The following is a 22565-nucleotide window of genomic DNA, read 5'->3' as shown; positions in this document are numbered from 1 at the left end:
ATCAGGTCAGCCGATAGATGCATCTCGCCCCTGCCCCACAGCACCATAAACCGCCGGCAATTTGCGCCTGATCGGCGTTTGCTTATAAGATCGCGACTTCCCCGTTTCGTCGCATAGTGCGGCCCCCCAGCCGCAGGTTCTGCCGTTTCTTTCATTTCACCAGGCCATTGAACCTGCGCCCTGCTGTCAAAAGGTAGTTGATGATGAGCGCAAGACACTTTCTCTCGCTGATGGATTGCACACCGGATGAACTGGTGGGGCTAATCCGCCGCGGCATGGAGCTGAAGGACTTGCGTAACCGCGGTGTACTGTTCGAGCCGCTGAAGAATCGCGTACTGGGCATGATCTTCGAGAAAGCCTCGACCCGTACCCGCCTGTCGTTTGAAGCCGGCATGATCCAGCTCGGTGGCCAGGCCATTTTCCTGTCCCCGCGTGACACCCAGCTGGGCCGTGGCGAGCCGATTGGCGATGCAGCCATCGTCATGTCGCGCATGCTCGATGCGGTGATGATCCGCACCTTCGCCCACAGCACCCTGACCGAATTTGCCGCCAACTCGCGCGTGCCGGTGATCAACGGCCTGTCCGATGACCTGCACCCCTGCCAACTGCTGGCCGACATGCAGACCTATCAGGAGCAGCGCGGCAGTATCAAAGGCAAGACTGTGGCCTGGATCGGCGACGGCAACAACATGTGCAACTCCTATATAGAAGCGGCCATGCAGTTCGACTTCCAGCTGCGCATCGCCTGCCCTGAAGGCTATGAGCCGAACGCCACATTCCTCGCTGCTGCAGGCGAGCGTGTGCAGGTCGTTCGCGATCCACGCGCCGCAGTGGCCGGTGCCCACCTGGTGAGCACCGATGTGTGGGCCTCCATGGGCCAGGAAGACGAAGCCGCCGAACGCCTCAAGCTGTTCCAACCCTACCAGGTCAACCGCGCCCTGCTTGATGCGGCCGCCGACGATGTGCTGTTCCTGCACTGCCTGCCGGCGCACCGTGGCGAGGAAATCAGCGAAGACCTGCTCGACGACCCGCGTTCAGCCGCCTGGGATCAAGCTGAAAACCGCCTGCATGTACAGAAGGCGCTGCTCGAATTCCTGGTTGAACCGGCGTACCACCACGCATGAGCCAGCCCCTGCTGAACCTGCGCGAACTGAGTTGCGGCTACCCCGGGCACAAGGTGGTACAGAACCTCAATCTGCACCTGAATGCCGGTGATATCGGCTGCCTGCTCGGCCCTTCGGGCTGCGGCAAGACCACCACATTGCGCGCCATTGCCGGCTTCGAGCCGGTGCTGGAAGGCGAGATCCAGCTGGCCGAGCAGGTCATCTCCAAAGCCGGCTTTACCCTGGCTCCGGAGAAGCGCCGAATCGGCATGGTGTTTCAGGATTACGCACTCTTCCCGCACCTGAGCGTGGCAGAGAACATTGCCTTCGGCATCCGCAAACAGCCGAACTGCGAACGCATCACCCAGGAACTGCTGGAACTGGTCAAGCTCGGCCACCTGGGCAAGCGTTACCCGCACGAACTGTCGGGTGGTCAGCAACAACGCGTGGCCCTGGCTCGCGCCCTTGCGCCAGAGCCGCAACTGCTGCTGCTCGACGAGCCTTTTTCCAATCTGGATGGCGAGCTGCGCAGGCGTCTCAGCCACGAGGTGCGCGACATTCTCAAAGCGCGCGGCACCAGCGCGATTCTGGTCACCCATGACCAGGAAGAAGCCTTCGCCGTTAGCGATCACGTCGGCGTGTTCAAGGATGGTCGACTGGAGCAATGGGACACCCCATTCAACCTCTACCACGAACCACTGACGCCCTTTGTCGCCAGTTTTATCGGCCAGGGCTACTTTATTCGCGGTCAGTTGCTCAGCCCGGATGCCGTGCAAACCGAACTGGGCCTGATTCGCGGCAACCGCGCTTATACCTGGCCAACCGGCAGTGCGGTGGACGTGCTGCTGCGTCCGGACGACATCGTGTATGACCCGGACAGCAGCCTGAAAGCCCTGATCGTCGGAAAGACCTTCCTCGGTGCGGCGACCCTGTACCGCCTGCAACTGCCTACCGGCAGCCAGCTGGAGTCGATCTTCCCCAGCCACGCCGACCACCTGCCCGGTCAGCAGGTCGGCATTCGTGTCGCCGCCGACCATCTGGTGGTGTTTGCCGCCCCCGGCAGCATCGCCGCCCAGGTCAACCTGGCGGAATCGGGCGTGCGCCGCTACAGCAGCGCCAGTTAAGCCCCAGCCCACGTGGCGGGCAGCAACAGCCGGCCACTGGCAACCAGCAACGCCTGACCCGCGATCTTCACCCGCTCGCCGTCCAGCTCGCAGTGCAGCTCACCACCGCGAGCCGAACACTGGAAGGCGCTCAGCCGGGATTTGCCCAGACGCTGCGCCCAGTACGGCGTAAGGATGCAATGGGTTGAGCCGGTCACCGGGTCTTCATCGATACCAATGGCCGGCGCAAAGTAGCGCGAGACGAAGTCATGCTGCTCCCCCGGCGCGCTGATCAGCAGCCCCAACCCTGGCAAGCGGGTCACTGCGGCCAGATCGGGCTGACAGGCGCGAACTGCAGCCTCATTCGCCATAATCGCCAGCAGCTCCTGTACCCCCTGCCCCTCATGCAGCGCCAGCACTTCCTCAACCGGCTGGCCCAGCGCCTGCTCGACCTCGGCACGTAGCGCGCCTGACTGCGCCCGGCGTACAGGGAAATCCAGCAGCAGCTGTGTGCCCTGCCGGGTCACGCGCAACGCACCAGACAAACAGGTGAAATCAAGAACCTCACCCGGCTCGCCATAGACCTCGAACAGCACATGGGCGCTGGCCAGGGTGGCATGACCACACAGCGGCACTTCCGCACTCGGGGTAAACCAGCGGATGTGCCAGGAAGCGCCTTCCTTTACCACAAAGGCGGTTTCCGCCAGGTTATGTTCGGCGGCAATCTGCTGCATCAGGGCCGCATCCAGCCAGTGGTCCAGACGATAGACCATCGCCGGGTTCCCTCTGAACGGCTGTGTGGCAAAAGCATCGACCTGGTGAAATTCAAGCTGCATGGGGCGCACTCCGGAGTCATCGTGGGTTGCAGCATGCCGAAAGCACACCCGACATGCCCACTACAGCGGCGGCCAATAACAGCCATACAGCTCGCCACAACGCCCCCGATACAGACAACACAGCGTGCAGACTGTCAGGGTGTCTGCACCCCATACGCCGCCAACAAGGCCTGCAAACGGCCATTGGCACGGTAACGCTGCAAGCCTTGCTCGAAGAGCGCGACATAGCGCGGACTGGATTCCAGCACCGGCGAGAACGCCAGGTAGATCGGCACGTCCGGTGCCCGACAACCGGCCTCGCGCAGCTCGCCGACGCGCCCCTGAGTGGCCAGCATAGCCTGCATGACCCAGGCGTTTTCCAGCACCACATCGACCCGCCCGTGCATCAGTTTGCCGATGTTCAACGCCAGCGCCTTGTCCCCGGAAGCAATCTGCACACGCTCCGAGTCGTTGCGGTGCAAGGCGATATAGGTGTTCAGCTCATCGCCATAGCTGTAGTCGTTGATCACCCCAAGGCGCCGCTGCGCCAGCGAGGTGGTGCCAGTAAAACGCCAAGTGGAATCCTGCCGGGTGAAAAAACAGCTGCGCGAGGACGCCACAGGCGTGGCGCCATAAAGAAAATCCGGCGCGTCTTCAACACCGGCACCGACAGCCGCATTCAACTCGCCACGCCGCACCATCTGCAGGGTACGCGCCCAGTTGAGGGCCTTGTACTGTACCTCGATACCGGCCTCGGCAAAGATTTCCTGCGCCAGCTCCACAAGGATGCCCGGCCGCTCGGAGCCAGGCTGGCAATTCACCGGGCACCAGATGTCTCCGGCAATCACCAGTGTCTCGGCCCGCGCCAAACCGGCCCAGACAAGCAGCACCAGCATGCATCCACGCGCAACCAGCCAGCGCCATCTCGACATGCAGGGCTCCACGAGCAATAGGGTTGCTGGAAGTTTTACCACCCTCAGCCTTCGCTGCGCACCCTTTTCACCGCATCCAGCCAGCCGTCGTAGAGTTTGCTGCGGTGACTGTCGGCCATACGCGGTTCGAACCGCTGCTGACGGTGCCAATGCCGGGCGATGCTCGCCAGGTCCTGATACAGCCCGGCCTGCAAGCCGGCCAGGTAGGCCACGCCCAGCGCCGTGGTTTCGGTCACTTCCGGGCGTTCCACCGGCACACCGAGAATGTCGGCGAGAAACTGCATGACCCAGTTGTTTTCCACCATGCCGCCATCCACCCGCAGCGCGCTGGGCTCCGCCGCGCCGTCCTGGCGCATGGCTTCCAACAGGTCACGGGTCTGATAGCACACTGACTGCAAGCCGGCGGTGACGATCTCCTTGATCCCGGTGTCGCGAGTCAGGCCGAAGATCGCGCCACGGGCTTTCGGGTCCCAGTACGGCGCACCCAGGCCGGTAAACGCCGGCACGAGGTACACACCACAGGCATCACCGGTCTGCTCGGCCATCGCCTCGGTATCGCGGGCATGGCTGATCAGCTTGATGCCGTCGCGCAGCCACTGCACCGCCGCGCCGGCAACGAAGATGCTGCCTTCAACGGCATAGGTAACCTGGCCATTGAGGCGGTAGCCCACGGTGGTGAGCAGGCGGTTTTTCGAGGTCACCGGTGTGCTGCCGGTGTTCTGAATCATGAAACAGCCGGTGCCGTAGGTACTTTTGACCATACCCGGCTCGAAACAGGCCTGGCCAATCAAGGCCGCCTGCTGATCACCGGCCATCCCCAGCACTGGAATCGCCGCGCCGAGCAGATTGGCCTCGGTGCTGCCGAAATCAGCGGCGCAATCGAGTACCTCCGGCAGCAGGCTGGCGGGAATCTCGAACAGCTTGAGCAGCTCCTCATCCCACTGCTGGGTGTGGATGTTGAACAGCAACGTGCGCGAGGCGTTGCTGGCGTCAGTCTTGTGCGATTTGCCGCCAGTCAGGCGCCACAGCAGGAAGGAATCCACAGTGCCGAAACGAAGCTCGCCGCGTTCAGCACGTTCGCGGGCACCGGGCACCTTCTGCAGAATCCAGCGCAGCTTGGTGGCCGAGAAATACGGATCGATCAACAGCCCGGTTTTGCCTGCCACGGTCGCCTCATGCCCGGCTTCTTTGAGCTCGGCGCAATAGTCGGCGGTACGCCGGTCCTGCCAGACAATCGCCGGATGGATCGGTGTACCGGTCTGCGCATCCCACACCAGGGTGGTTTCACGCTGGTTGGTAATACCGATGGCCGCCACATCACTGGCGCTCAGCCCACTCTGCTTGAGCGCTTCGCGGCAGACTTTGAGGGTGCTCAACCACAGCTCTTCGCCGTCGTGCTCAACCCAGCCATCCTGCGGGAAGTACTGCTTGAACTCCTGCTGAGCACGGGCAACGGGCAGACCCTGGGCACTGAAGACAATCGCCCGGCTGCTGGTGGTGCCCTGATCAATGGCAAGCAGGTAATGAGACATACACGGTTTCCTTATTGTTATGGGCGTCGAGCGGGTTGTTCAGAGGCGGCCAATGGGTGCAAACACGGCCTGGGTCAGTTGTGCCAGCACAGCAGCGTCCAGCTGCACCTCCAGCCCGCGCCGCCCGGCGCTGACATAAATGCTGGGAAACTGCTGCGCCGACTCATCGATAAAGGTACGCAAACGCTTCTTCTGCCCCAGCGGGCTGATGCCACCGAGCAGGTAACCGGTCGCGCGCTGCGCTGCATTGGGGTCAGCCATATCGGCTTTCTTCACCCCGGCAGCCTGCGCCAGGGCTTTCAGATCCAGCGTGCCGGCCACCGGCACCACCGCCACCAGCAACTCGCCTTTCTCACCGGCGGCCAGCAGCGTCTTGAACACCTGGGCAGGCTCAAGGTTGAGCTTTTCCGCCGCTTCCAGGCCATAGGAAGCCGCCTTGGGGTCGTGGTGATAACTGTGCACCTGGTGCGCAGCCTTGGCTTTTTTCAGCAGATCGATGGCAGGCGTCATGTTCGAATGTGAAAACAATCTGACAAAGTTGGCGTACCTTAGCCCAATTTGGCCGCGACGACAGCCTATAATGCCGCGCACTTTCAAGGAGTTTTCATGACCCTGCCGCCCCGCCAGCACGACATTCTCGAACTCGCCCGCGAACGCGGCTATGTCAGCATTGACGAGTTGGCTCAGGCATTTGCCGTCACCCCGCAAACCATCCGCCGCGACATCAACCAGCTCGCCGAACAGGGCCTGCTGCGCCGCACCCACGGTGGCGCAGCCAGTGAAAGCTCCAGCACGCAGAACACCGCCTACAGCATGCGCGCCGGGCAGATGCGCGACGAGAAACAGCGCATTGCGGTCGCGATTGCTGCGCAAATTCCCGACCACGCCTCGCTCTTCATCAACATTGGCACCACCACTGAAGCCATTGCCCGTGAACTGCTCGGCCACAAGGGCCTGAAGATCATCACCAACAACCTGCATGTGGCCGCCCAGCTCAGTGCCAAGGCCGACTTCGAAGTGCTGTTGGCTGGCGGCACCGTGCGCAGCGACGGCGGCATCGTCGGCCAGGCAGCGGTGGATTTTATCCAGCAGTTCAAGGTCGATTTCGCCCTGGTCGGCATCAGTGGCATCGATGAAGACGGCAGCCTGCTCGACTTCGATTACCAGGAAGTACGGGTTTCCCAGGCCATCATCAGCAATGCGCGCCAGGTGTTTCTCGCCGTTGACTCCAGCAAGTTCGGCCGCAATGCCGTGGTACGCCTGGGTTCGGTCGCCCTGGTTGACCGCGTGTTTACCGACGCGGTGCCCTCCGCGGCAATCAACCGCCTGCTCAGCGAGCACAAGGTTCACCTTGACATGGTGTAAGCCCGCCAGAACCAACCAGGCGCCCGCCTAGCCATATCCCATTACCGATACCTGACAACCGCCGAGCGCGAAAACGCACTTCGGGGTGGCGAAGCCGTGCATATTCGACTAGCATATTTTCGAAAGTGAACATTTAAAGTTCAATACTGACTTTCTGGTGCCGCCATGCCGACTCGTTCTACCAGCCTTACCCCACTCGCTGAAGTCTATGACCTTGCCGTAATCGGCGGCGGCATTAATGGTGTCGGGATTGCCGCTGATGCCGCCGGGCGCGGCCTGTCCGTGTTCCTTTGCGAAAAGGACGACCTGGCGCAACACACCTCATCAGCCAGCAGCAAACTGATCCATGGCGGTCTGCGCTACCTGGAGCACTATGAATTCCGCCTGGTACGCGAAGCCCTGGCCGAGCGTGAGGTGCTGCTGAACAAAGCGCCGCATATCGTCAAACCACTGCGCTTTATCCTGCCGCACCGTCCGCACCTGCGGCCGGCCTGGATGATCCGTGCAGGGCTGTTTCTCTATGACCACCTGGGCAAGCGCGAGAAGCTGGCTGGTTCACGCGGCCTGCGTTTCGGCGCCGGCAGCCCGCTGCAGGCCGAGATCAGCCGCGGCTTCGAATACTCCGATTGCTGGGTCGATGACGCCCGCCTGGTGGTCCTCAATGCCATGGCCGCCCGCGAGCAAGGCGCGCACATTCACACCCGTACCCGTTGCGTCAGCGCCCGGCGCAGCAAAGGCTTGTGGCATATCCACCTGGAGCGCCACGACGGCAGCCTGTTCTCGATTCGCGCCCGCGCCCTGGTCAACGCTGCCGGCCCCTGGGTCGCGAAATTTATCCGCGAAGACCTGAAGCAGGAATCGCCCTACGGCATTCGCCTGATTCAGGGCAGCCATATCGTGGTGCCGCGCCTGTTCGACGGTGAGCAGGCCTACATCCTGCAAAACGAAGACCGCCGCATCGTCTTCGCCATCCCCTATCAAGAACGCTTCACCCTGATCGGCACCACCGACCGCGAATACCAGGGCGACCCGGCCAAGGTGGCCATCACCGATGAAGAAACCGACTACCTGCTGAACGTGGTCAACGCCCACTTCAAGAAGCAGGTTCAGCGCAGCGATATCCTGCACACCTATGCCGGCGTGCGGCCGCTGTGCGACGACGAATCGGACGATCCGTCAGCGGTGACCCGCGACTACACCCTGTCGCTGTCCGCTCATCCCGGCGAAGCGCCGCTGCTCTCAGTCTTCGGCGGCAAGCTCACCACTTACCGCAAGCTCGCCGAGTCGGCACTGGTGCCGCTGGCACCGTTTTTCCCAAAAATGGGCCCGAGCTGGACCGCCAGCAGCCTGTTGCCCGGTGCCGAACAACTGGACAGCCAGAGCGCGCTGGTCGAAGCCCTGTGCGAACGTTTCGACTGGCTGCCCACCTCGCTGGCGCGGCGCTGGGCCAGCAGCTACGGCAGCCGCAGCTGGGTCATGCTCAAAGGTGTCAGTAACCTCAGCGACTTGGGCGAACACCTGGGCGGTGGGCTGTATGCGCGTGAGGTCGACTACCTGTGCCAGGAAGAATGGGCCATGCAGGCGGATGACATTCTCTGGCGGCGCAGCAAGCTCGGACTGTTCACCAATGCATCGCAGCAGGCGCGACTGCACAGCTACCTGCGCCTCGAATCACCGCACAGCCCGGAAGATGCACACGCCGCCTGAGCACAAACCCGCGCAGATAAATCTGTGCTCTAAATAATGACGGCCCGTAGCGTGGCCACCATGGATGACAGGCATAAAAAAGGGCGACCTAAGTCGCCCAAATTGCCTTGCGTGCCCCTTTCGAACCGATTCAAAGCGCTGCTGCGCAGGCCTTAAATCGATCCTTCCCGACAGAATCAGCTCTGCTTGCGCTTGTGCGAATCCTGCCAGATGAAATAACCGACACCGGCGAAGAAGGCGACCATCAGACCGACGGTGCCGATACCGGCGAGAACTACGACATCGATAAACATGGTTGCCTCCTGCTGTGAAGCCTGTGTGGGTATGGCTTCAAATTAACAGGGGCTGCAGGGGCGCCATTGATCCAGATCAACAAGCGGCGGGCACTGGCGGGATGAGGCTTTGATTAGCTGATCCAGATCAACAAATCAGCCTATGCCAGAACGACCTCAAGGCTTTTTCGGTTTGCCCTTGGGCTTTTTCTTGCCTTTGGGTAGCGGCAACGCCTGCTCGAACGCCTCGCGCATTTCATTGAGTTTTTTGTCGCGCAGGTCATGGATGCGCTTGTCGCGCTCGGCCGCGAAATCAACCAGCTTGTCGTCTTTGCTCATGGTTTTGGCTTGATCAAACGAAAGGTCAGATTCAGACGTGGCGCACAGGGGCTGCGCGTCTTCGCCACTTGATGTTGCCAATGATGCTGGGTTGGCCCGCGCATGACCAGCAGCGAACCGTGCGTCAGCAGCAGTGAATGCTCGATGCGGTTGTGGCCCTTGCGGCGCAGATCGAAGCGCCGCGTGCCGCCCAGATTCAGTGAAGCAATCAGCGGATTTTCGCCCAGCTCAGCCTCGTCATCACTGTGCCAACCCATGGAGTCCTGGCCATCACGGTAATAGTTGAGCAACACGCCATTGAGTGATTGCCCCACGGCCTGCTCCACCTGCGCACGAATCTGCGCCAGCAGCGGCGTCCAGGGCAGCGGCTGATGGGTTAACCCCGAATAGCGGTAGCTGGCCTCGGCGTCTCCGTACCAGACAACCAGACGCGGCACCGGCAGTTGCCGCCCATATATCTGCACCTGCGGCTGCTGCCAGGGTGTCTGCGTGGTTAACGCGGCCAGCCATTGGTCGGCGGTTGCAACATCCAGCCACGGCGCATGCAACTGCAACTCGGCGTCAGGCAACTGCAGGGGGCTGTCGGCAAATAGATCCACGAAACAAGACTCGAACAGACGGAGCACCTAGTGTGCCCAGCTCAGACTTCCACATCCACCCACAAACCCTGACGCGGCAGCTCACTGACCACCGCCTCGTCGGCCTCGGCCACTTCACCTTCGGCCAGCTCCTCCGGGGTATAGCCATGGCGGCGCTGACGGCGGCGCTGCTCTTCACGCAGCAACTCCTCAGCCTCCTGAGGATGCCGTTTATCCAGGCCCACGCCGCTTTCCTTGGCGCTTTCCGCCGAGGGTGTAACCGGCGGAATGTCTGGGCGCGGCTTGATCACGTCCTGCTGAACGGTCACAGGTACCAGGCTATGGGGGATCGGCGGCAGCATCTATTAGCCCTCCTTTGGTCAGACTGTCGGCCAGACAAGCCGCGACTTGAACCGTGCCTCACTACACTTTTGAGTGATCTGAGCACACAAAGTGCCCAATACCCAGTAATGCGCCTTGGGCCTGAACCCAGGGTTCCGTTAACATAGTCGGCTTTTTTACGCGGGAGACAAGCATGGCGCAGTATGAACCGGGGCAACGCTGGATCAGTGACAGCGAGGCGGAGCTGGGTTTGGGGACCGTTCTGATGCAGGACGGCCGCATGCTCACCATGCTCTACCCGGCCACCGGCGAAACCCGTCAGTACGCTCTGCGCAATGCACCGCTGACCCGCGTGCGTTTCTCGCCAGGTGACGAAATCACCCACTTCGAAGGCTGGAAACTGACCGTGCAGGAAGTCGACGACATCGACGGCCTGCTGGTCTACCACGGCCTCAACGCACAGCACCAAAGCGTCAGCCTACCGGAAACCCAGCTGTCGAACTTTATCCAGTTCCGCCTGGCCAGTGACCGCCTGTTTGCCGGACAGATCGACCCGCTGCCCTGGTTCGCCTTGCGCTACCACACCCTCGATTACACCAGCCGCCAGCTGCAATCCAACCTTTGGGGCCTGGGCGGCGTGCGTGCGCAACCGATTGCCCACCAGTTGCACATCGCCCGTGAAGTCGCCGACCGCATTGCCCCGCGCGTACTGCTGGCCGACGAAGTGGGCCTGGGTAAGACCATCGAAGCAGGTCTGGTGATTCATCGCCAGCTGCTCTCCGGGCGCGCCAGCCGGGTGCTGATCCTGGTACCGGAAAACCTTCAGCACCAGTGGCTGGTGGAAATGCGCCGACGCTTCAACCTGGATGTTGCTCTGTTCGATGAAGAGCGCTTTATCGAAAGCGATGCCAGCAACCCGTTTGAAGACTGCCAGCTGGCCTTGGTCGCGCTGGAATGGCTGTGCGAGGACGAAAAGGCCCAGGATGCGTTGTTTGCCGCTGGCTGGGACCTGATGGTGGTCGACGAAGCGCACCACCTGGTTTGGCATCCGGAACACGCTAGCCCCGAGTACGCCCTGGTCGAACAGCTGGCTCAGGTCATCCCGGGCGTGCTGCTGCTCACCGCGACACCGGAACAGCTCGGTCAGGACAGCCACTTCGCCCGCCTGCGCCTGCTCGACCCGAACCGCTTCCATGATCTGGCCGCCTTCCGCGCCGAAAGTGAGCACTACAAGCCGATTGCCGAAGCCGTACAGGAACTGCTCGACCAGGGGCGCCTGTCGGATGCCGCGCACAAGACCATTCACGATTTCCTCGGCGCTGGCGGCGAAGAGCTGCTGGCCGCCGTCAATGCCGGTGACAGCGAAGCCTCGGCGCGCCTGGTGCGCGAGTTGCTGGATCGCCATGGCACCGGTCGCCTGTTGTTCCGTAACACCCGCGCCGCCGTGCAGGGTTTTCCGGACCGTGAAGTGCACCCCTACCCGTTGGCCAGCCCTGATGAATATATGGAGCTGCCGATTGGCGAGCACGCTGACCTGTACCCGGAAGTCAGCTACCAGGCGCAGCCGGATGTCGATGAAGAGCAGCGTTGGTGGAAATTCGACCCGCGCGTCGAGTGGCTGATCGACACCCTTAAGATGCTCAAAAAATTCAAGGTGCTGGTGATCTGTGCCCATGCCGAGACCGCCATGGACCTGGAAGACGCCCTGCGCGTGCGCAAAGGCATCCCGGCGACGGTGTTCCATGAAGGCATGAGCATCCTGGAGCGCGACCGCGCAGCGGCCTATTTTGCCGACGAAGAGTTCGGTGCCCAGGTGCTGATCTGCTCGGAAATCGGCTCGGAAGGTCGTAACTTCCAGTTTGCCCACCACCTGGTGCTGTTCGACCTGCCGGCTCACCCGGATTTGCTTGAGCAGCGCATCGGCCGCCTCGACCGTATAGGTCAGAAGCACCGTATCCAGCTGCATGTGCCGTACATGGAAAACAGCCCGCAAGAACGCCTATTCCAGTGGTATCACCAGGCACTGAACGCCTTTCTCGCCACCTGCCCGACCGGTAACGCCCTGCAGCACCAGTTCGGCAGCCGTTTGCTGCCATTGCTGGAAAGCGGCGACGACAGTGAATGGCAAGCGCTGGTTGATGACGCCAAAGCTGAGCGCATTCGCCTGGAAGGTGAGTTGCACGCTGGCCGCGACCGCCTGCTGGAACTCAACTCCGGCGGTGCTGGCGAAGGCGAGGCATTGGTTGAGGCGATCCTCGAGCAGGATGACCAGTTCGCGCTGCCGATCTATATGGAGCAGTTGTTCGACGCCTTTGGTATCGACAGTGAAGACCATTCCGACAACGCGCTGATCCTGCGTCCCAGCGAAAAGATGCTGGATGCCAGCTTCCCCCTGGGCGACGACGAAGGCGTGACCATCACCTATGACCGCGACCTGGCCCTGGCCCGCGAGGACATGCAGTTCCTCACCTGGGAACACCCCATGGTGCAAGGCGGCATGGACCTGGTGCGCTCCGGCTCGATGGGCAACACCGGCGTGGCGCTGATCAAGAACAAGGCGCTGAAACCCGGCACCGTGTTGCTGGAACTGCTCTATGTCAGCGAAGTGGTGGCGCCGCGCACCCTGCAACTGGGCCGCTACCTGCCGCCGATCGCCCTGCGCTGCCTGCTCGATGCCAACGGCAACGACCTGGCGGCCAAGGTTTCGTTCGAGAAGCTCAACGAGCAACTGGAAACCGTGCCACGCGCCAGTGCCAACAAGTTCGTCCAGGCCCAGCGCGACAGCCTCAACCCGCTAATTAATGCCGGGGAAGGCAAGGTTGCTGAACGCCACACGGCGCGCGTCGACGAAGCCAAGCGTCGCCTGGCCGCCGAAACCGATGAAGAGCTGGCCCGCCTGATCGCCCTGCAGGCGGTCAACCCCAGCGTGCGCGACAGCGAACTCAATGCCCTGCGCCAGCTGCGCGAGCAAGGCCTGGCCATGCTCGATAAAGCGGCATTGCGTCTGGAGGCTATTCGCGTACTGGTTGCTGGCTAAAAGGCTGCTGCGCGTTGGCCCTGCGGCGTTAAAAACAGGCTCGGAATGCTCATGTACAACAGTACACTCCGCTTCCTCGCCGTTTTGACCAGCCGGAGGCTGTTACTAACGTAGCGCCTTGCAGGACTCTAGCTCGCAAGCCTTTGAACAGGCTATGCCGCGTCTACCTGAGTAACTGCCTACGGGCTGCTAGAGTCAGAAGCACTACTTCTGTCATCACTGCCCACAGGAGCTTTCTGTGCCTGCACGCGCCGCCTCGCGCCGGTTTCGCCATAGCCTCGGCGGGCTCTGCCTGCTGGCGCTGCTCCTACTCCCTCTATTGCACCTGTGGCCCGCGCTGAGCGGGCTAAACAATGCCCACCTCGACTGGTTGATTCGCCAGCGCGCCGCCGAGCAGACGCCCGACCCGCGCCTGTTGTTGATCGATATCGACGATTTGAGCCTGCAAGTGCTGGCCGGTGAAGCCGGTAAATGGCCGTGGCCGCGCTCGCTGCATGGCGAACTGCTGGAATACCTGTTGAGCCAACAACCCAAGGCCGTAGCCTTCGACGTTCTGTTCAGCGAGCCGGATCAGTTCAACCCCGATGCCGACAGCTACTTTGCCGAAGTGCTGCAACGCAGTCCCAACACTTACCTCGCAGCCCTGGTTCAGCAGGCGGATGACAGTAGCCAGGCCCCGCTATTGCGCGATTACCCTGCAACCACCTGGCAAGCACCCGGACAACGCGGGGCGGATGAGCAACGCGGTCTGCTGTTGTTACCTAAAGCGATCCCCAGCGAACTGTGGCGGCTGGGCAGCATCAATTTCCGTCCGGATGCGGACGGTATCGGCCGCCGCTATGAGCTGTACCGCAGCTTTGCCGACTGGCGTTTACCCAGCCTGCCCGCGCGCATCGTGCATGACCTCGGTGGCAGCCTGCCAACGCAACAGAGCCTGCTGCTGGACTGGCCCGGCAGCAGCCGTCTGCCTTACCCACGGCTGCCCTACGCGGCGGTACTGGCCGCAGCACGCAATCAGGGTGAGCCACTGGCCGCCGAGTTGTTCAAAGACCGCATTATCGTCATTGGCACCACGGCTGCCGGTCTGCACGACCTGCGGCCAACACCGCTGGATACGCTGTACCCGGCTCCCTTTATCCTGATGACCGCGATCGACAACCTGCTCAACGGCAGCCAGCTGCACGAAGCCAGCGCCTGGCTTGAACTGCTCGGCCCGCTGCTGCTGTTACTCGGCTTGAGCACTCTGCTGCTGCGCGAGCAACTGCCCGTGGCGTTCGCCCTGTGCCTGGGCGGCAGCCTGGCGCTGTTTGCCGGCAGTTATTGGCTGGCCTTGCAAGGCACACTGCTGGGTGTGTTGCCAGGGTTGATCTGCCTGTGGTTGTTGCTGGCAGCGGCACTGGCACTGTTCTACCTGCGTCGCCGCCAGCAATTGCAGGACACCATCCGCCTGTTCAGCCGCTTTATGGATCCGGTAGTGGTCAACCAACTGGTGACCCGCGATGATCCTGAGGCCCTGCTGGCCAGTAAGGAATGTCAGCTGACGGTGCTGTTTTCCGATATCCGCAACTTCACCACCTTGTCCGAACAGCACACGCCGGCAGAAATCGTACGCCTGCTCGAAGGCTACTTCAGCAGCCAAGTGGAGGTGCTGTTCAAGCACCAAGCCACCCTCGACAAGTTTATCGGCGACGCCATCATGGCCTTCTGGGGCGCGCCGCTGGACAACCCGCAGCAGGCCGATCAGGCCATTCTGGCGGCCATGGAAATGCTCGATAACCTCGACGCCTTCCGCCGCGAGTACAACTGTCCGGACTTCGATATCGGCATCGGCCTGCATACCGGCCCAGCGGTGGTCGGCCTGGTCGGCGCCAAGCAGCGCTATGACTACACTGCAATAGGCGACACGGTGAACTTGGCCAGCCGCATCGAGGGGTTGACCAAAGGTCGTGCCCACCTGCTGGTTTCCGCTGCCACCCGTGAGGCCTGCACGCTCGACCTGGACTTCGTAGCCATGGGCGAGCACCAGGTCAAAGGCCGTGCCGAGGCTGTCATGCTGTACGAACCACAAAGGAGAAATGATGAATAAGCGCTTATCCGGTGTCCTTGTGGCGCTGACTCTCAGTCTCTGCGCCACGGCGATCATGGCCGATGTGCGCCAGGCCCATACCCTGCAAGACAGCGCCCTGCGTGCCGAACCCAGTGCCGCTGCGGCCAGCGTCGGCCAAGTCGGCAAGCAGAGCCAGGTTCAGGTTCTGGAACGCCAGGGCGGTTGGTATCAGGTCGAAACGGCCAGCGGTCAGCGCGGCTGGCTGCCCCTGCTCAGCCTGCGCTTCGCCAAGGATACCCAGGCCGGACGCAGCAATGAACTCGGCGGTCTGCTCAAGCTCGGCAACCAGACCTCGCCCACAGGCGGTGTGGCCACGGGTATACGCGGCATCAGCGACGAAGAACTGCGCAGCGGTGCCGCCAACACCTCAGCCAGCGTACAGAGCCTGGATGCCTTTGCCGCCAGCCCAAGCGAGGCGCGCAGTTTTGCCCAGCAAGGCGGCCTGCACAGCCAGAACCTGCCCTACGCGCGCTGATCGGGAGGATACGACATGCCAACAGCCATCTCAGTGCTCAAATATGCCGGCCTGCTCGGCCTGATCATCAGCCTCAGTGCCTGCCAGGGGCTGGAAGGCGTGCAGGTGCAAGGGGTCGACCTGGGCAAACTGGCCAGTGCCGGCCAACACCTGACCAACATGGGCCAGAAAAGCGTCGATGAAGAGCGAGTGATCGGGCAGAACACCGCCACCATCCTGCTTAGCAAGGCCGCCGTGCTCAACAACCCACCACTGCAGACCTACGTCAACCGCGTCGGCCTGTGGGTTGCGCAGCACAGCGAACGGCCAGATCTGCCCTGGCGTTTCGTCGTACTCGACAGCCCGCAGGTGGCCGCCTACGCCGCCCCCGGCGGTTACGTATTCATCACCAGCGGCATGCTCACGCGGATGAACAGCGAAGCCGAACTGGCCGGCGTACTGGCCCACGAAGTCGCCCATGTGGTGCAGAAGCATCACCTCCAGGCCATTCAGCAACAGGCCCAGACCGGTCTGCTGACCGACCTTGCCACCCTGGCCGTACAAGCCGGAGCAGCTGACAAGGGTGGCAGCCATGCCGGCGAGCTGACTGACCGTTTCAGCCGCAGCGTGGCCGACCTGTACAGCCGCGGCCTGGACCGTGGCGACGAGTATGAAGCCGATGCCATGGGCGCGGTGATTGCGGCACGTGCCGGCTACGACGCCTACGGCCTGGCCGGGGTGCTGCAGACACTGGGCACCACACGTCAGGATGATGCGGCGCTAAGCAGCTTCCTCAAGGTGCACCCGGGCATTGATGACCGCCTGCAACGCCTGCAACCGGTGTATCTGTATATCGATAAAACCGCCAGCGGCCCGACCCAGAGCCTCGACGCCCGCTATCAGCAGGCGCTCAAAAGCAACCGCTAAATCCGCCCCCATGTCAGTGCGAGTGGGGGTGTTCGCGGGTGCACGAGGGTTCGTAATCACACACGTGGTGACTGAACGGCGCGGTGGTATGTGAACCCGGCGCTCCCGTAACCTGGAAGCAGCGGTTGTTGATAAACAGCTGCACCAGTTCGGCATCGAGCAAACCGCTCTGCGCTTCACTCTTGAGGATATCCAGGGCACGTTCGAGTGGCATCGCCGGTTTGTAGGGCCGATCGGCTGCCGTCAGGGCGTCGTAGATATCGCAGATGGTCATGATCCGTGAAGCGCAGGGAATCGCATCACCGATCAGGCCTTTGGGGTAGCCGCTGCCATCGAGCTTTTCATGGTGCGCCCCAGCGATGTGCGGTACACCCTGCAGATCCGGCGTCCAGGGAATCAGACTGAGGAACTGCTGGGTGTGCACCACATGCCGCTCGATCTCTTCGCGCTCGGCCGTGGTCAAGCTGCCTTTGCGCACAGCCAGAGCACTGAACTCGCCTTCGCTGAGCAGGCTGACCAGGCAATTGCCAGGCGCCTTGACCAACTCGCCCTGCACTTCCTGCAAGTGCTGAAAATCCCCTTCGCTGAGCATGCTCGGCTCGTTGGCCTGGATGATATTGCTCAGGTAGCGCTCCAGCCGCTCGCATTCGTAGGCCAGTTCGGCTTCCAACTGCAACCGCCGCTCCTCGCTCAGACCACCCTGCTGACGGTAGGCCTGGAGCATCTTGCGCAGGGTCTGGTTGTGCAGGTTCTCCTGCGCCAGGGCCACCCGGTAACGCAGGTTCTCCAGCACCTGCTCGGGCAGCTTCTTGGCCTTGACCAGTACATGCTCACGCACCCCGACCTTGCCAAAATCATGCAACAGAGCGGCATAACGCAGCTCACGCAGGCCATCGTCAGCCAGGGCCTGTTCGCGCAGACGGCTGCTCGGTGCATGCGGCAGCTGATTGGCCAGGGTCAGGCAGAGTTCAGCCACCCGGAAGGAATGGCCGCTGGTGGTAGGGTCGCGCTGCTCGATAGCAAACACCGAGGCCTGCACAAAACCGTCGAATAGCCGGCTGATGTCATCCAGCAACTGGCGATTCTCAATGGCCACCGCCGCCTGGCTGGCCAGGGCGCGCAGGGACACGGCAATTTCTTCATCGAAGGCAATCAGCTCGGGCTCGAACGACTCACTGCCCTTGCGCTGACGGTTGATAAACTCCAGCACCCCGACCACTTCATGGCGGTGATTGAGCATGGGAATCGCCAGGATCGACATGGTGCGATAGCCCATCTGCAAGTCGAAGGAGCGGTTGAAGCGATACGGCGCGTCAGCCGCAATCGCATACACATCTTCGATATTCAGCTCGGTGCTGGTCAGCGCCACATAACCGGCAATCGAGGCCTTGCTCAGCGGCATGCGCTGGTCCTGAAAACTGTTCTGGCTGAGCGTGCCGTTCTGCGTCAGTTTGAAGATCAACTGCGCCGGCGCATCCGCACGTCGACTGATCAGAAACAGCGAGGCCGCATCGCTGTTGGACAAGCGCCGCCCCTCAACCAGAATTTTTTCCAGCAGACGATCCAGGTCGCGCTCGGCCGACAACGCCAGGCCAACATCGACCAGCTTGCTCAGGTCATCGTGTTTACCCGCCAGGGCGGCGGCCAATTGTTCAGTCTGATGACGCAGGCTGTACTGCTCGCCGGCAAAACGCAGCAGTGCCGACAGCTCATCACGACTGGCGGTGCGCGGTAGCGGCAACACACCCGGCTGATCCATGCAACCCACCAGAATCGCCCCACACCCGAGCCAGTCGGCCAGGGGCTTGAGCGCCAGCAGGCTGTCATCCAGCAGAATCACCGCCAGCCCTTCTGGCAAGCCATCGGGTGAGTCGAGCCTCTGTAGGGTCAGTGGGCACTGGCCCAACACAGTAAACAGCGGGTGCTCGCCCAGCGCATGGCTATGGCCCAGCACCAGGGGGGAAGCGCTCATGGTGGTTGTCCTCAGTCGCAGTTGCGTGACAGAAGTGCGACTGAGTATTGCACAGGATTTAACCGCTGACCGGCCAGCCAGCGCAGGCCAGATGACCGGCCAACATGCCTTAGCTGGCGGGCTGCGCCTGCATGCCCTGCTGCATTCTGGCGGCGTCGCTGACAAAACAGCGCGAAGCCTGCAGCAGCGCCAGCATGGTCAGCAGCAGCGCCACCGGAATCAGGTACATGGCGTTGTGCAGGCCCACGGCCTTGAAGGTTTCGTTCATCTCACTGGCCCCGGCCGCGAGCATCGCTGCCTGCGAGTGGTGGTCCGACAACATGCCCACAGCCACCGGCCCCAGGCCGCCACCGAGCAGGTACAGGCCGGCAAAGAACAGCGCCATCGCCGTGGCGCGCAGGCGCGGCTCGATCACGTCCTGAATAGCCGTGTAGACGCAGGTGTAGAAGTTGTAGGCAAACAGCCAGCCGATGCTGAACAGCGCTACAAACACGGCGATTTCAACCCGCCCGGCAAGCAGCGCATAACCTGTGGCCAGCGAGGCAATCAGCATGCTCAAGGCGGCGAACAGCAGTCGGCCAGTCTGCCAACGCTGGTGGATCTTATCCGCCAGCCAACCGCCCAACGTCAAACCAACCAGACCGGTCAGACCGACGATCACCCCAGTGGCCATCGCCGCCTGCTCCAGCGGCAGCAGGAAGTAGCGCTGCAGCATCGGCACCATGAACGAGTTGCAGGCATAGGTGGCGAAGTTGAAAGTCAGACCGGCCACCACCAGCCACCAGAAGGTGCGAATCGCCAGGACCTTGCGCAGCGGTTTTTCCACGGGTGCACTCAACGACTGCACCTGCTCGGCAGCACCGCGCTTAGGCTCTTTGATAAAGAACATGAACACCGCGAGGATCAGCCCCGGCACTGCGGCAATAAAGAATGGCGCACGCCAGCTGTCGAACGCCTTGACCATCGCGCCAATAGTGAAGAAGGCCAGCAGCAAGCCAATCGGCAGACCCAGCATAAAAATGCCCATGGCACGTGCCCGCTTGTGTGCCGGGAACAAATCACCGATCAGCGAATTGGCTGCCGGCGCGTAGCTGGCCTCACCAATGCCGACGCCCATGCGAATCAGCAGAAAGCTCCAGAAGTTCCAGGCCATGCCGTTCACCGCCGTCAGGCCGCTCCAGACGGCCAGGCCCCAGCCCATGATCTTGCGCCGAGCGCCGGTATCCGCCATGCGCCCCAGCGGAATGCCGGCAATCGCGTAGACGATGGTGAAAGCCGTACCGATCAGGCCCAGCTGCAGGTCGCTGAGGCTCCACTCCATACGGATCGGTTCGATGATGATCGCCGGAATGGTGCGATCGAAGAAGTTGAACAAGTTGGCCAGAAAAAGCAGGAACAGAATGCGCCAGGCATTCGCCGCTTGTAGGGACTGCTGCATGGAATCCATCTCTAATTGTTGTTATCGAAACACGTCCGCGGCCTTTGGCCAGCTGCCGTGCCCAGCACGTGCAGGGGCAATCTAGAGCCTTGCGCCTGGGCTGTCTGTGACTATTTGTAGTGTGTATGCCGGGTAATCGGTGGACCGGCAAGCATCTGCGTCACAAAGCGGCTCAGAAAAACTCCGGATATGCCTCAGTAAAACCATGCAAAACAGCGAGATTTTCCATTTTTCATGCTACAAACAAGCCTGTTGAGTGCAATGTGGCCATTTGCCCCTCCACCCCTGCTAGCCGCCGGACTGTCTCCAAATGAAAACAAAAAAAAACGCTGTGACCTCCCCCGCGACCGAAGCCACTCTGGCTGACCTGGCTGATACGCTGCTGGCACCGCTGGAGCCATTGCCGCCGCCCGCGCCGCTGATACCCGTGCGTATCGACAGCAGTGGTGAGCAGTACATGTATTTCACCGAGCGCGACATTGATCGCATCCTCGATAACCTCGACGGCCTGCGCAACCTGGTGTTCCCGCCAGCGCCACATGACGAGGAGAACGACCGGCGAGTACAGCACTTCCCGTCGGTGTGCCTGATTGGTCTTGGCCGCTGCGGCTCGAACATCGCTCTGGATGTCGCTTCCCTGGTCTACAACGCCCGGCAGTTCTACCTGAGCGAGTTCAAAAGCGAAGAAAAGACCGTTGCCGAACAGGATTTCCGCCCCACCCGCTGGATCCGCAGCAACCTGCTGCGTGCACCCAGCCGCGACAGCAAACCGGTCTTTCTGATCGAGCCACTGGTGATGCTCGGTGACCTGGACAAGGACATCGAGGGGCGCATCCGCTTCTCACGCAAGGGCGAAACCAGCGGTTTCCTCAGCGACTACAGCAAGATGAAGATCATGGACCTCTCCGAGGTGCATGCCGGGGGTGCGGGTAACGCGCCGATCCTCGGCCAGTACCTGGCCAAGATCATCCTCAACAAGGACACCCAGCGCTTCACCAACGAAGACTGGAAGTTCATCCACAGCTACCTGATCGACTCCTGCGGCATCAAGGCCAACCAGTCGCGCCTGTACTTCTACATTTTCAGCGCCGGTGGCGGCACCGGCTCGGGCATGGCGTCGGAATTCGGCTTGGCCCAGCAGTTCGCCTACATGAGCAAGACCTTCGACACCAAGAATGCCGAACAGAGCCCGGAGAACCGCGACCACAGCTTCGTTTTCGAGCCGATTTTCACCAGCGGCATCTGCATCCTGCCGAACATCTCCGACCAGCGCAGCGAGATGTCCGAAGCCCTGCACATCAACGCCGGCCGCCTGCTGTGCAAGTACCTGGCCGAGGAATGGGACTTCTCCTATAACTTCGACAATGAAGAGAACAGCGAAGAAAGCGTGATGCGGCGCATCCGCCCGTGGAATGCCATGATGCTGATCTCCAACGACATCATGCGTTATGCCGAAGAAAGCGATGACGGCAATATCCAGAACATCGACGTCAACGCCATGGAGCGCCACGCCAACCAGTACATCTCGCAGCAGATCTTCAACATCCTCACCGCCCAGGCGGTGACCACCGACTACGACCAGAACTACTTCCGCCGCGCCGGCATCGACATCGGCGAAACCATTCGCCTGGATGCCAACGACCTGTTTATGAGCCTGGCCGGCCCAGTGGCCGTGGCTTACGCCGAGTCAGTGGTGCCCGAGCAAAGCGCCGCCGCGCTGGACAAGTTCCGCGTGCTGGACAAGGAACCGTCGCGTCTGAACATCGACGACCTGTTCTTCCGCTCCATCGACCTGCCACACTTCAACAAGGTCACCCAGGCCATCGAAGGCATCAGCCTGTTGCCGATCGAGTCCAAGCGTTATCGCGAAGCACTGGATGATTACAAGAAATCCGATTACAACGCCGCCAAGCTCAGCGACCTGCACTTCTTCAAGAACTGCTCCTCGGTGGTATCGATCGTCTCGCTGCCGAAGGATTACAAGCTGTCCTATATGGACCTGAATCGGCTCAAGACTCACCTCAACAGCCTGTTCCCCAACACCACGTTGAAGCGCTATGCACTGGTAATCGGTGCGTCGGCCAACCTCTCGCTGACCACCCTGATCGCCAAGAGCCCATGCCTGTCGGATGATTTCCTGACCCTGATCGTGGCCTTTATCAAGCGCTGCTTCGCCCGCGACCCGCATCGCTTCGATGAAACGCTGGACAACGCCATGCTCGACTTCATCATCTCTGACGAGTTCGATGATGCGCGGCTCGATGCCATGCTCAACGAGTACGAGAACCCGGCGAAGATCCTCGATACCAACTGGTACGCGATCAAACCGATGTACGAGAAGAAGTACCGCGAGCTGATCCACGATCAGGACAAGTTCGTCTCGATCAACGACATCCGCCTGTCACGCGAAAGCGTGAAAAAAGCCATCAAGTACCTGCGCGAGATCTACCGCCACCGCATCGGCAAGACCCGTGTCATCTCGCTCAACAAGTACGCCGAAGACAAACCCGAGTAAGCCGTTGCCACCTGCAACCTGGGGTCA

Annotated in this window: 19 protein-coding genes; 9 read left to right on the top strand and 10 right to left on the bottom strand. The window is 61.6% G+C overall.

Features of this window, described 5'->3' with window-relative positions:
- Nucleotides 1–203: 203 nt before the first annotated feature.
- Together argF and ACSQ17_RS16845 are read left to right on the top strand one after the other, a co-directional pair.
- Nucleotides 204–1124, top strand: a complete 921-nt coding sequence (gene argF, locus ACSQ17_RS16850; protein WP_436069759.1) for an ornithine carbamoyltransferase — start codon at nt 204–206, stop codon at nt 1122–1124.
- Nucleotides 1121–2227 (top strand): ABC transporter ATP-binding protein, encoded by a 1107-nt coding sequence (locus ACSQ17_RS16845; protein WP_436069758.1) that lies wholly within the window; start codon nt 1121–1123, stop codon nt 2225–2227. Before argF ends, ACSQ17_RS16845 begins: the two co-directional genes overlap by 4 nt.
- On the opposite strand, the gene ACSQ17_RS16840 is transcribed toward ACSQ17_RS16845, so the two are convergent.
- The 4 genes from ACSQ17_RS16840 to ybaK all read right to left on the bottom strand — a co-directional run bounded on the left by ACSQ17_RS16840 (nt 2224) and on the right by ybaK (nt 5995).
- Nucleotides 2224–3042, bottom strand: coding sequence for a PhzF family phenazine biosynthesis protein (locus ACSQ17_RS16840; RefSeq protein WP_436069757.1), 819 nt, complete (start codon nt 3040–3042; stop codon nt 2224–2226). The genes ACSQ17_RS16845 and ACSQ17_RS16840 overlap by 4 nt on opposite strands.
- A 134-nt stretch (nt 3043–3176) precedes the next feature.
- Nucleotides 3177–3953, bottom strand: coding sequence for a substrate-binding periplasmic protein (locus ACSQ17_RS16835; protein WP_436069756.1), 777 nt, complete (start codon nt 3951–3953; stop codon nt 3177–3179).
- Nucleotides 3954–3997: 44 nt separating this feature from the next.
- Nucleotides 3998–5485, bottom strand: a complete 1488-nt coding sequence (gene glpK / locus ACSQ17_RS16830; RefSeq protein WP_436069755.1) for a glycerol kinase GlpK — start codon at nt 5483–5485, stop codon at nt 3998–4000.
- Nucleotides 5486–5524: 39 nt separating this feature from the next.
- The gene (gene ybaK, locus ACSQ17_RS16825) at nt 5525–5995 is read right to left on the bottom strand and encodes a Cys-tRNA(Pro) deacylase (protein WP_436069754.1); all 471 of its coding nucleotides are present in this window, start codon (nt 5993–5995) and stop codon (nt 5525–5527) included.
- 96 nt (nt 5996–6091) lie between these two features.
- Between ybaK and ACSQ17_RS16820 the strand changes: the two genes are divergently transcribed.
- Nucleotides 6092–6850, top strand: coding sequence for a DeoR family transcriptional regulator (locus tag ACSQ17_RS16820; protein ID WP_436069753.1), 759 nt, complete (start codon nt 6092–6094; stop codon nt 6848–6850).
- 165 nt (nt 6851–7015) lie between these two features.
- Nucleotides 7016–8557 (top strand): glycerol-3-phosphate dehydrogenase, encoded by a 1542-nt coding sequence (gene glpD, locus ACSQ17_RS16815; RefSeq protein WP_436069752.1) that lies wholly within the window; start codon nt 7016–7018, stop codon nt 8555–8557.
- Between the two features lie 176 nt (nt 8558–8733).
- Here the strand turns inward: glpD and ccoM are convergent, their stop codons facing one another.
- The 4 genes from ccoM to ACSQ17_RS16795 form a co-directional block, all read right to left on the bottom strand.
- Nucleotides 8734–8850, bottom strand: a complete 117-nt coding sequence (ccoM, locus tag ACSQ17_RS16810) for a cytochrome c oxidase subunit CcoM (protein WP_325175658.1) — start codon at nt 8848–8850, stop codon at nt 8734–8736.
- 156 nt (nt 8851–9006) lie between these two features.
- A complete protein-coding gene (locus tag ACSQ17_RS16805; RefSeq protein WP_436069751.1) occupies nt 9007–9168 on the bottom strand; it encodes a hypothetical protein in 162 nt (53 codons plus the stop codon).
- The gene (locus tag ACSQ17_RS16800; protein ID WP_436069750.1) at nt 9165–9767 is read right to left on the bottom strand and encodes an alpha-ketoglutarate-dependent dioxygenase AlkB family protein; all 603 of its coding nucleotides are present in this window, start codon (nt 9765–9767) and stop codon (nt 9165–9167) included. The genes ACSQ17_RS16805 and ACSQ17_RS16800 overlap by 4 nt, the downstream gene beginning before the upstream one ends.
- A gap of 41 nt (nt 9768–9808) precedes the next feature.
- Nucleotides 9809–10108: an aspartate-semialdehyde dehydrogenase gene (locus tag ACSQ17_RS16795; RefSeq protein ID WP_436069749.1), complete on the bottom strand. Its 300-nt coding sequence runs from the start codon at nt 10106–10108 to the stop codon at nt 9809–9811.
- A 173-nt stretch (nt 10109–10281) separates the two neighbouring features.
- On the opposite strand from ACSQ17_RS16795, the gene rapA reads away from it, so the two are divergent.
- The 4 genes from rapA to ACSQ17_RS16775 all read left to right on the top strand — a co-directional run bounded on the left by rapA (nt 10282) and on the right by ACSQ17_RS16775 (nt 16613).
- Nucleotides 10282–13125, top strand: coding sequence for an RNA polymerase-associated protein RapA (gene rapA / locus ACSQ17_RS16790; protein ID WP_436069748.1), 2844 nt, complete (start codon nt 10282–10284; stop codon nt 13123–13125).
- Between the two features lie 238 nt (nt 13126–13363).
- On the top strand, nt 13364–15211 hold the full coding sequence (locus ACSQ17_RS16785) for a CHASE2 domain-containing protein (RefSeq protein ID WP_436069747.1): 1848 nt from the start codon (nt 13364–13366) through the stop codon (nt 15209–15211).
- A complete protein-coding gene (locus ACSQ17_RS16780; protein ID WP_436069746.1) occupies nt 15204–15707 on the top strand; it encodes an SH3 domain-containing protein in 504 nt (167 codons plus the stop codon). The genes ACSQ17_RS16785 and ACSQ17_RS16780 overlap by 8 nt, the downstream gene beginning before the upstream one ends.
- Nucleotides 15708–15722: 15 nt before the next feature.
- Nucleotides 15723–16613: a M48 family metalloprotease gene (locus ACSQ17_RS16775; RefSeq protein ID WP_233684151.1), complete on the top strand. Its 891-nt coding sequence runs from the start codon at nt 15723–15725 to the stop codon at nt 16611–16613.
- Nucleotides 16614–16626: 13 nt separating this feature from the next.
- On the opposite strand, the gene ACSQ17_RS16770 is transcribed toward ACSQ17_RS16775, so the two are convergent.
- Entirely contained in the window at nt 16627–18585 is a 1959-nt protein-coding gene (locus ACSQ17_RS16770; RefSeq protein WP_436069745.1) for an HD domain-containing phosphohydrolase, read from the bottom strand.
- Between the two features lie 109 nt (nt 18586–18694).
- On the bottom strand, nt 18695–20023 hold the full coding sequence (locus ACSQ17_RS16765; RefSeq protein WP_436069744.1) for a spinster family MFS transporter: 1329 nt from the start codon (nt 20021–20023) through the stop codon (nt 18695–18697).
- A 310-nt stretch (nt 20024–20333) separates the two neighbouring features.
- Between ACSQ17_RS16765 and ACSQ17_RS16760 the strand changes: the two genes are divergently transcribed.
- Entirely contained in the window at nt 20334–22538 is a 2205-nt protein-coding gene (locus ACSQ17_RS16760; RefSeq protein ID WP_436069743.1) for a hypothetical protein, read from the top strand.
- The last annotated feature ends 27 nt before the right edge of the window (nt 22539–22565 follow it).

Source organism: Pseudomonas sp. LjRoot71 (assembly GCF_964253255.1).
In the GTDB taxonomy this organism is placed as follows: domain Bacteria; phylum Pseudomonadota; class Gammaproteobacteria; order Pseudomonadales; family Pseudomonadaceae; genus Aquipseudomonas.
This window is presented reverse-complemented; position numbering and strand designations above follow the sequence as displayed.